11 protein-coding genes and 2 pseudogenes are annotated in these 14850 nt (G+C 74.7%); 5 read left to right on the top strand and 8 right to left on the bottom strand.

Features of this window, described 5'->3' with window-relative positions; all coding sequences use genetic code 11:
• Nucleotides 1–106: 106 nt before the first annotated feature.
• Nucleotides 107–214: pseudogene (locus ADK52_RS43275) on the top strand (alpha-ketoglutarate-dependent dioxygenase AlkB); the annotation flags it as partial.
• 29 nt (nt 215–243) lie between these two features.
• Here ADK52_RS43275 and ADK52_RS02520 read toward each other — a convergent pair.
• Nucleotides 244–840, bottom strand: a pseudogene (locus tag ADK52_RS02520) (maleylpyruvate isomerase family mycothiol-dependent enzyme); the annotation flags it as partial.
• A gap of 48 nt (nt 841–888) precedes the next feature.
• On the opposite strand from ADK52_RS02520, the gene ADK52_RS02515 reads away from it, so the two are divergent.
• Together ADK52_RS02515 and ADK52_RS02510 are read left to right on the top strand one after the other, a co-directional pair.
• The gene (locus tag ADK52_RS02515) at nt 889–1608 is read left to right on the top strand and encodes an alpha-ketoglutarate-dependent dioxygenase AlkB family protein (RefSeq protein ID WP_053688122.1); all 720 of its coding nucleotides are present in this window, start codon (nt 889–891) and stop codon (nt 1606–1608) included.
• Between the two features lie 44 nt (nt 1609–1652).
• Entirely contained in the window at nt 1653–2951 is a 1299-nt protein-coding gene (locus tag ADK52_RS02510) for an ROK family protein (RefSeq protein ID WP_234343272.1), read from the top strand.
• Between the two features lie 285 nt (nt 2952–3236).
• On the opposite strand, the gene ADK52_RS02505 is transcribed toward ADK52_RS02510, so the two are convergent.
• Complete coding sequence (locus tag ADK52_RS02505) at nt 3237–3761, bottom strand: ATP-binding protein (RefSeq protein ID WP_053688121.1); 525 nt, start codon at nt 3759–3761, stop codon at nt 3237–3239.
• Nucleotides 3762–3959: 198 nt separating this feature from the next.
• On the opposite strand from ADK52_RS02505, the gene ADK52_RS02500 reads away from it, so the two are divergent.
• Nucleotides 3960–5096, top strand: coding sequence for a PLP-dependent cysteine synthase family protein (locus ADK52_RS02500; protein ID WP_053688120.1), 1137 nt, complete (start codon nt 3960–3962; stop codon nt 5094–5096).
• 91 nt (nt 5097–5187) lie between these two features.
• Here ADK52_RS02500 and ADK52_RS02495 read toward each other — a convergent pair whose 3' ends face one another.
• On the bottom strand, nt 5188–5682 hold the full coding sequence (locus ADK52_RS02495) for an SRPBCC family protein (RefSeq protein WP_053688119.1): 495 nt from the start codon (nt 5680–5682) through the stop codon (nt 5188–5190).
• 217 nt (nt 5683–5899) lie between these two features.
• Between ADK52_RS02495 and ADK52_RS02490 the strand changes: the two genes are divergently transcribed.
• A complete protein-coding gene (locus ADK52_RS02490) occupies nt 5900–8473 on the top strand; it encodes a hypothetical protein (protein ID WP_420714782.1) in 2574 nt (857 codons plus the stop codon).
• Here ADK52_RS02490 and ADK52_RS02485 read toward each other — a convergent pair.
• The 5 genes from ADK52_RS02485 to ADK52_RS02465 form a co-directional block, all read right to left on the bottom strand.
• Nucleotides 8397–10874: a right-handed parallel beta-helix repeat-containing protein gene (locus ADK52_RS02485; RefSeq protein ID WP_053688118.1), complete on the bottom strand. Its 2478-nt coding sequence runs from the start codon at nt 10872–10874 to the stop codon at nt 8397–8399. The genes ADK52_RS02490 and ADK52_RS02485 overlap by 77 nt on opposite strands.
• Before the next feature lie 132 nt (nt 10875–11006).
• Nucleotides 11007–11600, bottom strand: coding sequence for a hypothetical protein (locus ADK52_RS02480; protein ID WP_234343271.1), 594 nt, complete (start codon nt 11598–11600; stop codon nt 11007–11009).
• A 314-nt stretch (nt 11601–11914) separates the two neighbouring features.
• Nucleotides 11915–12739 carry an MOSC domain-containing protein gene (locus ADK52_RS02475; RefSeq protein ID WP_053688116.1) on the bottom strand — a complete coding sequence of 275 codons (825 nt, stop codon included), beginning with the start codon at nt 12737–12739 and terminating at the stop codon, nt 11915–11917.
• 86 nt (nt 12740–12825) lie between these two features.
• Entirely contained in the window at nt 12826–13347 is a 522-nt protein-coding gene (locus tag ADK52_RS02470; protein WP_053688115.1) for a DUF6643 family protein, read from the bottom strand.
• 258 nt (nt 13348–13605) lie between these two features.
• Entirely contained in the window at nt 13606–14775 is a 1170-nt protein-coding gene (locus tag ADK52_RS02465) for a glycosyltransferase (RefSeq protein WP_053688114.1), read from the bottom strand.
• Nucleotides 14776–14850 lie beyond the last annotated feature (75 nt).

Raw genomic sequence — 14850 nt, 5'->3', positions numbered from 1 at the left:
GCTCCCGGTGGCGGCCGGGGTCCTGGCGGGGGCGGTGTTCCTGCTCCGGATCCCCCACGTCCTGTGGCGCTGCGCCCGCCGCCCGGAGAACGACGGCCGCTGACCCCGGACCCCCGGTGGGGGGACGATGACCGCCCGCCAGGTGTGCCTCGGGCTGCACTGGTATCCGTACGGGTACGCCCGCCCCGCCGTCGACGGCGACGGGGTCCCGGTCACCTCGCAGTCCGCCGGGTCGCCCGTGTCGCCCGACACCGTACGGGGCGGCTCCGCCGACAGGTGCACGGTCCACACCGCGCCCGTGTCGGCGGCGCGGATCCGCATCACCCGCTCCTCCTCCGTCCGCATCCGGCTGCGCGGCCGCGCGTGGAAGCCGGTCAGCAGCTCGTCCACCCCGTCCTCCGCGAACTCGGCTGCCACCGGCGCGTAGACCACGCCGAGCGCCGCCTCCGCGTCCATCCGGTGCACGGCCGTCTCGTGCGCCTGCCGGCGCGCCCAGAACGCCAGCGGCGACGGCGCGGCCGTCGGCAGGAAGGTCCAGCACTGCACATCGGCCGGAGCCTCGGTCAGCGTCCGCACCAGGGCCTCGTGACCCTCCCGGTACCAGGCCAGCAGTTCGGCGCCGACCAGCTCCGGCGCGTCCGGGAACGGGCCCGGCTCCACGACCGCGTCCCTGACGTACCCGGCGGCCCACCGGTGCACCGCGCCCGTGTGCCGCACCAGATCGGCGACCCGCCACCCGGGACAGGTGGGCACGGGGGCCTCCGTACCCGCCCGCTCGGCCGTCTCGGCGAGCAACTCGCCTTCCTGCGCAAGCGTCTCCACGTACTCCGAGATCTTCATGCGGGCAGTGTCGCACCGGCCACTGACAATGCCGGTGAGAATGGAGCCATGGACGGGGAACTCTTCCCGCGCGAGCGGACCGAGATCGCCGCCGGCGCCGTGCACGTGCCCGACTGGCTCGGGCCGGCGCGCCAGCGGGAGCTGCTCGCCGCCTGCCGCGCCTGGGCCCGCCCGCCGGCAGGCCTGCGCACCGTACGGACACCCGGTGGCGGGACGATGACCGCCCGCCAGGTGTGCCTCGGGCTGCACTGGTATCCGTACGGGTACGCCCGCACCGCCGTCGACGGCGACGGGGCCCCGGTCAAGCCGATGCCCGGCTGGCTCGCGGAGCTGGGGCGGGAGGCGGTGGCGTCGGCGTACGGCGGGCCGTCGCCGGCCGAGGACGGGAACGACGACGCGGCTGGGGCTGCGGCTGCGGCAGTGGCCCCGGTCCCGTACGCGTACGACATTGCGCTGATCAACTTCTACGACGGTGACTCCCGCATGGGCATGCACCGGGACGCCGAGGAGAAGTCGGGGGCTCCGGTGGTCTCCCTCAGCCTCGGCGACACCTGCGTCTTCCGCTTCGGCAACACCGCCTCGCGCGGCCGCCCGTACCAGGACGTCCGGCTGCGCAGCGGCGATCTGTTCGTCTTCGGCGGCCCGGCCCGGCTGGCCTACCACGGGGTGCCGAAGGTCCTGCCCGGCACCGCCCCGCCCGGGCTCGGGCTGACCGGACGGCTGAACATCACCCTGCGGGTCGGCGGCCTCGGGGCGGCCCCGGACTGATCGGCGGCGCCGCGCACACCGCCGATCATGCGAGGATCGCTGTCATGAACGGCAACGGGGCCCCGCCGCGGGTGGGGGATGCGTCCACGGTGTCCGCGCTGCCCGCAGCGTCTTCGGCCGGGTCTTCGGCCGGCTCTTCGGCGAGGACCAAGCTGGAGCGGGGCCGCGGCGCCCTCGGCCCGGCGCTGGAGCTCGTCCACACGGGCCGGGCGCCGACCCGCGCCGTCCTGACCGCCGAGCTCGGCGTCACCCGCGCCACGGCCGGGGCGGTCGCCGCCGAGCTGGAGGCGCTCGGCCTGATCCGCGTCGACTCCCGCCCGGGCGGCGCGGGAGGCACCCAGGGCCGCCCCTCGCACCGGCTCTCCATCGACGAGAACGGCCCCGTGGCGCTGGCCGCGCAGGTGCACTCCGACGGGTTCCGGGCCGCGCTGGTCGGCCTCGGCGGCCGGATCGTGGCCACCGCCCCCGGCAAGGTCACCGTCTCCGCGGACCCGGCCCAGGTGCTCGGCGAGGTCGTCTCGGCGGGCGCGGCGCTGCTCGCAGAGACCGGGCGCCGCTGCATCGGGGCGGGGCTCGCGGTGCCGTCGGCGGTCGCGGAGCCGGAGGGTACGGCGCTGAACCCGCTGCACCTGGCCTGGCCGGCCGGGTCTCCCGTACGGGACATCTTCACGGAGTGCGTGAAGGCGGCCGGGATCGACGGCCCGGCCCTGACCGGGAACGACGTCAACCTCGCCGCGCTCGCCGAGCACCGGCACGGCGCGGGCCGCAGCGCCCAGCACCTGCTGTGCGTGGCCACCGGCCACCGCGGGGTCGGCGGCGCGCTCGTACTGGACGGCCGCCTGCACAGCGGGAGTTCGGGGCTGGCCCTGGAGGTCGGCCACCTCACGGTGAACCCGGAGGGCCGGCCCTGCCACTGCGGAAGCCGCGGGTGCCTGGACGTGGAGGCCGATCCGCTGGCCTTCCTGACCGCGGCGGGTCGCATCCCGGGCCCGGAGGTGTCGCTGCTCCAGCAGGCCCGCGACCTGCTGCGGGAGGAGTACGCGGAGCCGGCGGTACGGGCGGCCGCCGAGGAGCTCATCGACCGGCTGGGCCTGGGCCTCGCGGGGCTGGTCAACATCCTGAACCCGGACCGGATCATCCTGGGCGGGCTGCACCGGGAGCTGCTGAACGCGGACCCGGAACGGCTGCGCGCGGTGGTCGCGGACCGCAGCCTGTGGGGCCGCAGCGGGGGAGTCCCGATCCTGCCCTGCACCCTGGACCACAACAGCCTGGTGGGCGCCGCGGAACTGGCCTGGCAGCCGGTCCTGGACGACCCCCTGGGCACGCTGGGCGCGGCGGTTTAGGGCCTCCCGACCGTCCTCGGTCCCGGCCGTGCTCGGCGCCGGCCGTGGTCGGTCCCGGCTGTCCTCGGCGCCGGCCGTGGTCGGTCCCGGCCGTCCTCGCCGCCGGCCGTGCTCGGCGCCGGGTGGGGCTCGGTGCCGCGTGAAGCACGGTGCCGGTGGGACTCGGGGCGCCGGGGGCGGCTCACCGCCGGGCGGGGCTCGCCGCCGGGCGGCGGCAGGCCCGCCGACACCCTGGCAGCGCTGGTGCTGCCGGGGCACGGTGCCCGGTGCGCGGCGGCGGAACCCCTACCCGGGCCTGGCGCCGACCGAGGCCGCCACCGGCACGGCCGTCGGGACGGCGCTCGGGTCCACCGAGACCACCACCGCCGGCGCGGGCTCCCGTACGGGTTTGGATCCGGCGCCGACCGGGGCGGCGCGCAGCGAGAACCACACCACCTTCCCGGGGCCGTCGGCCTGGTTCCGCGCTCCCCAGGCCTCGCTGACCGCGGCGACCAGCGCGAGCCCGCGCCCGCAGGTCTCCAGCGCGTCCGCGGCCGCCTCCCGCAGGACGGGAAGCCGCGGATCGCTGTCGTACACCGAGACCGTGAGCCGCCCCAGCCGCAGCTCGATCTCGACGGTGCACGTCTTGTCCGGCTGCGCGTGGCGGTGGACGTTGCTGAGCAGCTCCGTCACGCCGAGCGCAGCCCGGTCTATGAGCGGATCGAGCTGCCAGTGGCGCAATTGCGCTGAAACGATCCTCCGGATCTGTCCGATCCGGGACGGCAAGGCCTGCAGTTCGACGACGCAGTGCCTGCGTGAGTGACTGATCACGGCTGCGACTCCCCGACATGAGTGTTACGGGTGCTGCACCCTCGGTAATGCTCCACCAGGGTCACCCACGGTGCCCGTGTATGCAACCGAACGCGATCGAAAGCGATCCGCATAGATACTCAAAGTGACTGTTTGTGCAGGTGAGGGAGGTACATTGCGAAAGCAGGGGGCGAAGAAACGCACGAAGGAGCAAGGCGCATGAGCACCACCCGTACCTCCGGTACGACGGCTACGACCATCGACGTCGACCGTAGCGACGCGGACTACCGCGCCTGGCTGAAGGAGGCCGTCCGCAAGGTCCAGGCCGACGCCAACCGTTCCGCCGACACCCACCTGCTGCGCTTCCCGCTCCCCGAGGAATGGGGCATCGACCTCTACCTCAAGGACGAGTCCACGCACCCGACCGGCTCCCTCAAGCACCGCCTCGCGCGCTCGCTCTTCCTGTACGCGCTGTGCAACGGCTGGATCCGCCCCGGGCGCCCGGTCATCGAGGCCTCGTCCGGCTCGACCGCCGTCTCCGAGGCGTACTTCGCGAAGCTCATCGGCGTTCCGTTCATCGCCGTCATGCCGCGTACGACCAGCCCGGAGAAGTGCCGGCTCATCGAATTCCACGGCGGTGAATGCCACTTCGTCGACGACTCGATGAAGATGTACGAGGAGTCCGCGGAGCTCGCCGCCCGCACGGGCGGGCACTACATGGACCAGTTCACGTACGCGGAGCGGGCGACCGACTGGCGCGGCAACAACAACATCGCGGAATCGATGTACCAGCAGCTGCGGTTGGAGCGTTACCCCGAGCCGGCGTGGATCGTGGCGACGGCGGGTACGGGCGGTACGTCCGCGACCATCGCCCGCTACGTGCACTACATGCAGCACGACACCCGGGTGTGCGTCCCGGACCCGGAGAACTCCTGCTTCTTCGACGGCTGGACCAACAACGACGCGCACGCGAGCAGCGATTGCGGCTCGCGCATCGAGGGCATCGGGCGGCCGCGGATGGAGCCGAGCTTCGTGCCCGGAGCCATCGACCGCATGATGAAGGTCCCCGACGCGGCGAGCGTCGCCGCCTGCCGCGCCCTCGAACAGGCCATAGGCCGCAAGGCGGGCGGCTCGACGGGGACGGGCGTGTGGAGCGCGCTGAAGATCATCTCGGAGATGGTCGCCGAGGGCCGCAAGGGCAGTGTGGTCACCCTGCTGTGCGACCCGGGCGACCGCTACCTGGACAAGTACTACTCGGACGAGTGGCTGGCCGCGCAGGGCCTGGACATCGCCCCGTACGCGCAGACCCTCGAAACCCTGCTGGCGACCGGCGTCTGGCGCGAACCGGCGGCCTGACCGGCTGCCCGACCGGCGGTCTGACCGGCCGGGCGCCGCCCCCACCGGGCCGCGTCGCCGACCGGCGGGGCGCCGCCCACGACGGTCCGCGTCACTGACCGGCCGGGCGGTGCGACGTCAGGCGGGCGTCCAGGGCGCGGACCGCCGACCGGAACGACCGCCCCAGGAGCGGGCGGGCTGCCGTGAGGGCGAGCCGGAGCGGCGCCGGGCCGTCCACCGCGAAGGTCCAGCGGACGAGGGTGCCGGAGCAGGGGTCGGCGGGGGTGAGCAGCCACTCCTCCAACAGGGCCCGGATCCCGGGGGCGTTGGTCTCGTCGACCCGGTACGCGTAGCGCCGCTCCGGGTCCGCCGCCATGATGGTCTCCTCGAAGCGGGTTCCGCCGGCCAGCCGGACCTCCCGGCCCGCGCCGCCGTGCGTCGGCCGGGCCAGGGTCACCGCGCCGAACCATTGCGGCCATCCCTCCACGTCCTCGGCCAGGGCCCGGTACACGGCCTCGGGTCCCGCCGTCGTCCGCGCGGCGAAGCGCAGTCGGGTCGGGGCGTCCTCGATGAAGTCCAGCCCCACCGGGCGGAGTCGGCGAGCCATGGCGGTCCCTCCTGGGAGTGAGCGGTGGAACGTGCGTCCGCGTACCTTAGCTGTCGGACCGTCAGATGTCCGCCGCCCGGCCGCGGCCGCGCAGGCCCGCGCACGCCCGCGCGGGAGCCCCCGGACCTCGAAGGTCGCCCGGACAGGCCCTAGGCAGGGGGTTCGGGGCGCGGGATGCTGGGAGCGCGCTGATCCCGCCCCGCGAGCGGAGGCCGTCGTGCCGGAGAACCCCCAGCCTCCCCAGCCCCTGCATCCCCTGGCCCTCGAACTCCTCACACCCCCACGCCCCCTGGCCCTCGAACTCCGCGTGCACGGAGTCCACGGTGCACCCCCCGACGAACTGCTCGGCGATCCGCGCACCGTGCGGATCACCGGGGACTCCACCGCCGCCGTGTTCCGGCGCGCCGCGGACGTCGACGCCGAGGCACACCCCGAGTGGTACGCCGGCCGCCCCGTGGTCGAGGCCTACTGCTGGTCCCGGCTCACCTCCGGCAACGGCTCCCGCGCCCTGTGGCTGCTGCTCCTGCCCTTCATGGTGGTCAACCTCGCGCACTGGGCCCGCCCGGCCGCACCCGCCACCGGTCCGGCGCCGTGCGCGGTGCGCACGTACGGGGTCCTCGTACGGGCCCTCGCGCTCAGCCTCACCCTGCTGCTGATCGCGGCCGCCTGCGAGGTCGCGCTCGACCTCTTCGCCTGGCAGTGCGCGGGGTCCGGGGCCTGCACCGGCTCCCGGTCCTGGCTCGGGTTCCTGGAACCGGGCGGCTGGTGGGGCCAGCCGGGGCGGCGGCTCGCGCTCTGCGCGCTGGTCCCGGCCGCGCTGACGGGGCTGCTCTGGTACCTGTCGAACCGTACGTGGAGCGCGTACGAGTCCCAGTCCCCGCCGGCGGACACCACCGTGCCGGCCGCCGGCCCGGACGGTACGCCCGCGCTCGGCCGGCCCGGATTCTGGTACGGGCGGCGCATCGTGGCCCGGCTGCGCGCCGCGCACACCGCCGCCGGGCTGCTGATCGTCGCGGCAGCCGTCGCCGCGCCCACCGCCCGCTACGACCGCCGCGCCGGCGGCCCCGTACTCGAAGCGCTCGGCTGGGCGGTGGAGGCGGCGCTCGCCGCCGGGGCCGTCGCCGTCGCCTGGGTCGTCTGCCGGCGCGGCCGCACCGAGGACCGCCCCGACCACCGCCTCGACCGCGCCGCCATCACCCTGCTGCCCGGCTCCGCCCTCGCGCTGCTCACCGCCGTGCTGCTCTACGCCGGCTGGTCGCGCCCCGGGTGGACCTCCACGGGGCGGCTCCCCGGCGACTTCGCGTTCGGCGTGCTCATGCTCGGCCAGGGGTGCTGCGTCCTGCTGCTCGCCGCCGTCGCCGTCCGCCTGTACCGGCTGGCCCCCGACCCGGCGACCGCCCTGTACGGGCTCGGCGGTCCCGCCATCGCCATGCTCGGCTGCGCCCTCGGCGGGGTGATGACCGGCGGGGTCGCCCAGCGCGTCGCCGACTGGCTGGACGGCGGGGCCTCCCCCTCGTCGGCCGGGGCACCGGTGCCCGCACCGCCCGTGCTGCTGTCCTGGCAGGCGGCGGTACTGCCCCCGCTGCTCCTCGTACTGGCCCTGCTCGCGGCCTGGTTCGCCGTACGCGGGGTCCTCGAACGGCGCCGGCTCGCCGCCGGGGTGGCCGCCGAGTACCCCGGGGAGCCGCCCGACGAGAACCGCAGCCGCCGGATCGCCGGGGCCCGGGCCGCCGCCGCGCTCACCGACTCCGCGCCCTGGTTCGTCGCCGCCGTCTCCGGGATCACCCTGCTGCTCGGCGCGGGCGCCCTCGCCGGAGCCTGGCTCAGCGGGCAGGTCCCGGGTGAGGCGGTCCGCGGTACCCACCCGCTGCTGGAGACGGCCGCCCGCGCGGCGCAGGACGCCGGGTCCTGGCTGATAGGACTCGGCATCGCCGCGTTCGTCGCCTGGGGCCGCCGTGCCTACCGGGACCCCGCCGCCCGCCGCACCATAGGAGTGCTGTGGGACGTCGGCACCTTCTGGCCGCGCGCCGCCCATCCGTTCGCGCCGCCCTGCTACGCCGAGCGCGCCGTCCCCGACCTGACCTGGCGGATGACCGGCTGGACCGGCCGCACCGGCGGCCGCCTGGTCATCTCCGGCCACTCGCAGGGCAGCGTCCTCGCGGCCGCCGCCGTCTGGCAGCTGCCGCCCCAGGTCCGCCGCCGGGTCGCGCTGCTCACGTACGGCTCCCCGCTCCGGCGGCTCTACGGACGCTGGTTCCCGGCGTACTTCGGCCCGCGCCCGCTCGCCGCCCTGCACGCCGACATCGACTGCTGGCGCAACCTGTGGCGCGCCACGGACCCCATCGGCGGCCCGGTCCTCCCACCGGCGGACACCACCCCGGCGGGCCCCGCCGCCCCGACGGCCCCGAGCCCCGCCGACTCCGTCGACCGGGGGCCGCTGGCCGATCCGCTCGCCTATGGGCGCAGCGCCCGCTACCCGCTGCCCGCGCCGATCCTCGGCCACTTCGATTACCAGGCCGACCCGGCCTTCGCCGCCGAGCGCGACGCCCTCTTGGCACGGCTGGCCGGACCGGCCCGCCGGGCCCGCTCCCGGCCGACCGGGCTCGACGCCACACCGGCCCCACGCTCCGCAGCCGCCCTGCCGGCCCCGCCCGTCACACCGGCCCTGCCCGTCACACCGGCCCCGGCCACCCCGGCGGTACCCGGCCCCAGGGTCAGCAGGACGTCGGCAGCGCCGGAGGGGTCGGAAGGGCCGGAAGCGTCGGCAGATCCTCCGGGAACAGGAGGGTGAGTTCGTCCGTGCCCGGGTCCGAGAGCTGCGCCACCCGGCCCGCATGGCGCTCGACCATCGACTCGAAGGTCTGCCGCGCCGTGCGGCCGTTGCCGAACGCCGGGCCCTTCGGCAGCTCCGTGAAGTACGCCAGCAGCGCCTTCGCGGTGCCCTCCCCGAGCCGGTACTCGTGCTCCTCCGCCTGCTGCTCCACGATCCGCAGCAGCTCCTCCGGGCCGTAGTCCCCGAACGTGATGGTCCGCGAGAACCGCGAGGCCACACCCGGATTGACGGTCAGGAACCGGTCCATCTCCGCCGTGTACCCGGCGACGATCACCACGACCGCGTCCCGGTGGTCCTCCATCAGCTTCACCAGGGTGTCGATCGCCTCGCGCCCGAAGTCCCGCCCCGAGTCCTCCGGAGCCAGCGCGTACGCCTCGTCGATGAACAGCACCCCGCCGCGCGCCCGGTCGAACGCCTCCTGGGTCCGGATCGCCGTGGAACCGATGTGCTCGCCGACCAGGTCCACCCGGGACACCTCGACCAGGTGGCCGCGCTCCAGGACCCCGAGGGAGGCCAGGATCTCCCCGTAGAGCCGGGCCACCGTCGTCTTGCCCGTGCCGGGGTTGCCGGTGAACACCAGATGGCGGCGCACCGAGGCGGCCTTGAGGCCCGCCTGCTGCCGCCGACGGCCCACCTCGATCATGTCGGTGAGCGCCCGCACCTCGCGCTTGACGCTGTCCAGTCCCACCAGGCCGTCGAGCTGCCCGAGCACCTCGCCGGAGCCGCGCGCCGTCCCCGGCGACTCCCGGTCCGCCTCCTGCGCGCCTCGCGGGGCCGGTACCTGCGCCGTCTCCACCGCCGGGCCCCGGACCGCGCCGACCGTACGGATCCCCGCGCGCTCACCGGCCGGAGCCCCGGCACCGGCCCCTGCCGACTGGGCGGCGAGCCGTGACCCGGACTCGTCGCTGGTGCAGTCCTCGGCGACCGGGCCGTCCTCCGCGAACTCGTAGCCCCCGCGCGCGCAGCGCTCGGTGTGGCAGCGGGTCAGCGTGGTGCGGCAGCCGTCGATGACGTGGAAACCGAAACCGGAACTGCCCGTCACCCGGCAGGACTGGAAGCTCCCGCGGCCGCCCGCCGACACGTAGAACCCCGCTTCGGAGGGGGAGCTGACCGTGCACCGCTCCAGCGCGGGATCGGCCCCCTTGGTGACGATCACTCCCGTCTGGACCGCGTCGATCGTGCAGTTCGCGAGGGTGCCGCCGCTGCCGTGATCGCGGAACCAGGCTCCGGTCGCCGCCTCCCGGATACGGCAGTCGTCGACCTGCGCGGTGGCCCCGTCGCTCACCGAGACGGCCGTGTTGCGGACCTGGGAGAGATCGCTGTCGACCACGTCGGCGCGCGAGCCCCGGTCCAGGACGAACACCGCGTCCGGTACGTCGTGCACCCGGCAGGAGCTCAGCGAGGCGGTGGCCCCGTCGCTGATCCACACCGCCGGGTAGTCGCCCGTACTGTCGTGGATCTCGCAGGACTCGGCATCCACCCGGGTTCCCGGATCCCACACCGACAGGCCGTTGCGGCCGAAGCGGCGGACGGTGGTGCGGCTGAGCGTGAGCACCGAACGGGAGCGCAGGTCCACCGCGTTCTCCGGAATGTCGTGGATGTCGCAGCCCGCGAGGGTGAGCACCGCGTCCGTGTCGAGGGTGACCCCGTCCGTCGAAGTGCGGTGCACCGAGCAGTCGGTGAGGCGGGCCGCCGCACGCGCGGCGATCTGCACGCCCGTGCCCTTGATCTCGTACACCTCGCAGCCCAGCGCCTCCAGGCCCGAACCCTCGCCGGTGACCGCGATGCCCGCACCCGAGGCATGGTGGATCCGGCAGCGCTCCAGCCGCGGCCGCCCGCCGCCGCGGACGGAGACCCCGGCCTGCCCGGCGGCCACCACCTCGCACTCCTCGAACACCCCGCCGCCGCCGTCCAGTACGGCGATCCCGACGCCCGCCGGGTTCTCCACCGTGCACCGCCGCACCACGGGCCGGGCTCCGCCGCGCACCTCGATCCCCGCCGCGGACCGGGTGCTCACCCGCAGGTCGGTGAGCTCGGGCGAACCCTCCTCGACCAGCAGTGCGGGGGCCGCCCGGTCCTGCCCCTCCAGGTGAAGGTCCTGGACCACGGCCGAGGCGCGCACCGTCAGCGCGACCCCGTCGAGCGGGGCGATCCGCACGGAGCCCACCGAGCCCTCCGGCCCGCGCAGGGTCACGGCATGGTTGAGCACCAGGTTCTCCCGGTAGGTGCCCGGGGCGATGGACAGCACGTCCCCGTCGCCCGCGACGGAGAGCGCGGCGGCCAGCGTCGGATACTCACCGGAGCGGCGCCGCCACCGCGAAGACCCGCCGTGCGTCACCTGGACCGTGCCCTGTGCCATGGTGCTGTCGTGCCCCCGCCCTCGTGCTCGTGCCATCGAAGCGACTGAAATCACCGCCGCCGCCCACCGCCTTGGCGGCGGCCGACTCTGGCCGCTCCACCGTAGCGCGCGCGGAGCCGGTGAGATGCCAGGTCAGCTGCCCGCGCCCGCCCGGCCCCAGTCCGGTCCGGCCGCCGCCCACGCACGGTCCAGCCGTATGTACCGACGATGCATGAGCCTTCGTACGACGAGTCGGCGGACCGTCTCCACCAGGGCGGCCGCGCCGAGAGCGGCGGCCAGGCCCACCACGGCGGCGTGCACGCTCGCCGAGGACGCGTCGAGGGGGCGCCCCACCAGGCGGCCCTGCGTATCGGTCCATATCCGGAACCGGTCGCCCGCCTGCGGCGGTTCCTCCGCGGCCGGCACCGTGCCCTGGTGGCTGCTGCCGTCGGGCGCCGTCCAGGACGCCACGATCTGCGTGCGCTGCGGGGTCTGCCGCTGCGCCGAGGGATCGGCCTCCGTCCCCGCGGGCGGCTCCGCGGCGGGCCGCACCACCACCGCCGGGACGAGGTACCGCTCCTGCCGCTGTTCGCGCACGGCCCGCTGGAGCGTGCCGTCCACCTCCAGGCCCGCGACCGTGCCGACGGCCGGAGCCACCAGCAGGACGCACACCAGCGCGGCGAACGCCACCCACGCCTCGAAGAGATCAGTCGGCCGGCGCAGTGGATTGCGCCGCCAACGCCACACACCCGTTCCTGTCCACACGGTCCGGCACCCCCTCTGCCTCCGTCTGCCTGCGGTCCAAGCCTCCCGCACCCCCGGATAACGCGCATTCCGGGACGAGCGGCGGCCGTGTCACCCGATCCGGTGCATGAAGTCCTGGAAGCGGGGCCTCAGCCGTGGCCGTGGCCTCAGCCGTGGTCACGGCCACGGCCGGGCTTGCTCGCGCACCTTCCCGTCACAGCCGTCGAATGCACCAACGGTCCGCTCACGGTGCTTGGTTCCAGCGTTCCCCCACAGCCCCTCGAAGGTGTCATTCCGAGGATGCGCCGCGGCCCCGCTCACTCCAGGACGCGGACCTCGTCGCCCACCCGCACCGTCCCCGTCCGCACCGGCACCAGCTGCCGTCCGAAGGCCAGCGACTTGCCGATCCTCCGGTGCCGGGCCAGGGTCTTGAGGGGTTCCTTGCCCCGCTCCGCCGTCGCCTGGTCGGTGGTCGTGACGATGCACCGCCCGCACTCCCGGGCCCCGCGGAAGACGGCGTCGCCGATCGCCATGAGCCGCCAGCCGTCCTCCGCCCACGCCTCGGCGCCGGCGACCACCACATTGGGGCGGAAACGGTTCATCGGCAGCGGACCCTCCTCGGGATGGTCCCCCTGCGCGATCAGCGAGTTGAGCGCGTCCAGCGACGCGAGGGTCGTGAGCAGCACCGGATAGCCGTCGGCGAGGCTCACCGTCTCGCCCGGCAGCGCGTACTGCGGGTCGACGGGCCGCCGTACGGCAGGGTCGTCCATGTGCACCAGCCGCGCCGGGACCCCGAGGTAGGCGCTGAACCAGTCGGCCGCGGCGCTCGCCGCGACCACGGTCTCGATCTTCTTGCCGAAAAGGGTGACGGGCTCCAGCGGACCCGGTTCCGGCACCTCCACGGCCAGCTCGGCCATGCCCGGCGCCGACAGGGCGACCGCGCCGCCCTCCAGCGGACGCGCCGCGGCCAACGCCAGCCGGGGCTGCTGGCGTTGGGTGATGACCGTGCCCTCGGTGTCGACCAGCGCCCACCGCCGGTCCCCGGACAGCCCCCAGGGCTCCACGGCCATCTCGTCGGGAGCTGTCCCCGCTACCGACTTGACGGGATGGATGTGGAGCGCCTGGACGTACATGTTCGACATGGGAGCATCCTGCCAGGAGCCCCCGCGCCCACCCTAGTGAGTGTCCCCGGATCCGTCAGTACCGGATCCTGCCGGTACCGGATCCGTCAGTAGCCGCGCCCCTGGTACGGGCGGCCGTACGGGTCCTCGTAGGCGGCGGCCGGAACCGGAGCCGGAACCTGCATCGGGCGCGGTGCGGCCGGACGCATCGCCTCGTACCCGGTGCCCGTGGCCACCGGCCGGGGCTGCTGCGGCTGCGCCTGCTGCATGTAGCCCGCGCGGGCCAGGCCCGGCTGCTGCTGCGGGATGTACGGAGCGGGCGCCTGCTGCAGGGGCATCGGTGCGGGTGCCGACTGCTGCTGGTACGGGTACCCGTACGCCGGGGCTTGCTGCTGCTGCGGCATGGCCGGGGGCAGCGCGGCCGGCAGGGCGGGCAGCGACGAGGCGAGGGCGGGGAGGTACCCGCCGCTCGAATAGCCGGAGCTCGGGGAGTCGTACGCGGCGGGAACGCGGATCGGGGCGATCTGCGGGGTGCCGCGTTCGGCGACGAGGGAGTCGTAGATGGGGGTGTCCGGGAAGGAGGGCGCGGAGTAGTAACCGCCGCCATAAGTGGAGCGGGGGGAGGTCATGGGACCTAAGTTAAGCCCACGACTTCACCGGGTCCATAGCGAGGTGTGACGAACACCGCGCTGACCTGCATATTCGCAGGTCAGGGCCACACCCTTCACTTCCTGTTCACGTGCACGTTTTCGCCACTTCCGCCCCGGGTTGCTCCTACTCGTACTCACCGGTTGGCTGTTGCACCGACTTGCCGCTGACGGAGCGTCACAATGCGGTGACCTGGGATGACATCGGTGACGGGGGCGGCCGGGGGGTGGTTTTTCGTTTCAGGCGTCACTCGGGCGGGCATAGGTTCGGCCCTTCCACGCCGCGCCGCGGCCCCGGTAGTGCTGAACGGCTGAGTCGACGGTCATCAGGAGGTACAGGAGGGCCGTGAGCGGAAGGAGCGGCGCGAGTGCCGAGGGCTGCCGGTAATAGCGCAGCATCGGCAGATAGGTGCCCGCCATCAGCAGCCAGGCGAGCCCGCCCGCCCACGCGGTGGCGGCCCGCCCGGTCGCCAGTCCCACGAGGAGGGCGGCCGGGGGGACCAGGTACACGAGCACGAGCCCGGCCACCGTCCCGGCCAGCAGCAGCGGCTGGTGGCGCAGTTGCGCGTACGCGCTGCGCGAGACCATCCGCCACAGGTCCCCGAGCGCGGGGTACGGGCGCACGCTGTCCACCCGCTCCGCGAGCCCCAGCCAGATCCGGCCGCCCGAGCGCCGGACGGCGCGGGCGAGGGAGACGTCGTCGATGACGGCGTGCCGGATCGCATCCGGCACGCCGGCCCGGACGGCGGCCTCGGTGCGCAGCAGGACGCAGCCGCCGGCCGCGGCGGCGGTCCGGCCCGTCGGGCGGTTGATCCGGCGGAAGGGGTAGAGCTGCGCGAAGAAGTACACGAAGGCCGGTACGACGAGCCGCTCCCAGGGGCTGACGGCACGCAGGCGGGCCATCTGCGAGACGAGGTCCAGCTCGGCGGTGGTCGCGGCCGCGACCAGCTCGCGGAGGCTGTCGGGCTCGTGCGCGATGTCGGCGTCGGTGAGGAGGAGGTACTCGGGCTCGGTGGCGTGGGCGGTCCGGGCGAGCGCGATGCCGTGGCGCAGAGCCCACAGCTTCCCGGTCCAGCCGGGTTCCGGCTCGCCGGGGGAGGTGAGGGTGAGGGGCAGTCCGGGGTGCTCCCGGGCCAGCCGCAGGGCGAGCTCGCCGGTGCCGTCGGTACTGCCGTCGTCGACCAGGATGACCTCGGCTTCGCCGGGATAGTCCTGGGCGATCAGCGAGGGCAGGCTGCACGGCAGCACCCCGGCCTCGTCCCGGGCCGGGACGACGATGGCGACGGACGGCCACCGGTCGGGGGCGCTGCGCGGCGGGAGCCGCACGTCGGTCCGCCAGAACATGCCCTGGGCGAAGGTGAGCCAGATCCAGACGGCGAGGGAAGCGCAGGCGGCGCAGAGAAGGCCCATGCGGGCAGTGTGCCGAAGACGGAGGGGGCTGTCGTGGATTTGGGGGGTGCGGTGCGGGGTGGAACGGCAGTGGGG

Source organism: Streptomyces sp. WM6372, from assembly GCF_001279655.1.
GTDB lineage: Bacteria > Actinomycetota > Actinomycetes > Streptomycetales > Streptomycetaceae > Streptomyces.
The sequence above is the reverse complement of the archived record's forward strand: the minus strand, read 5'-3'. Positions and strand labels throughout refer to the sequence as shown.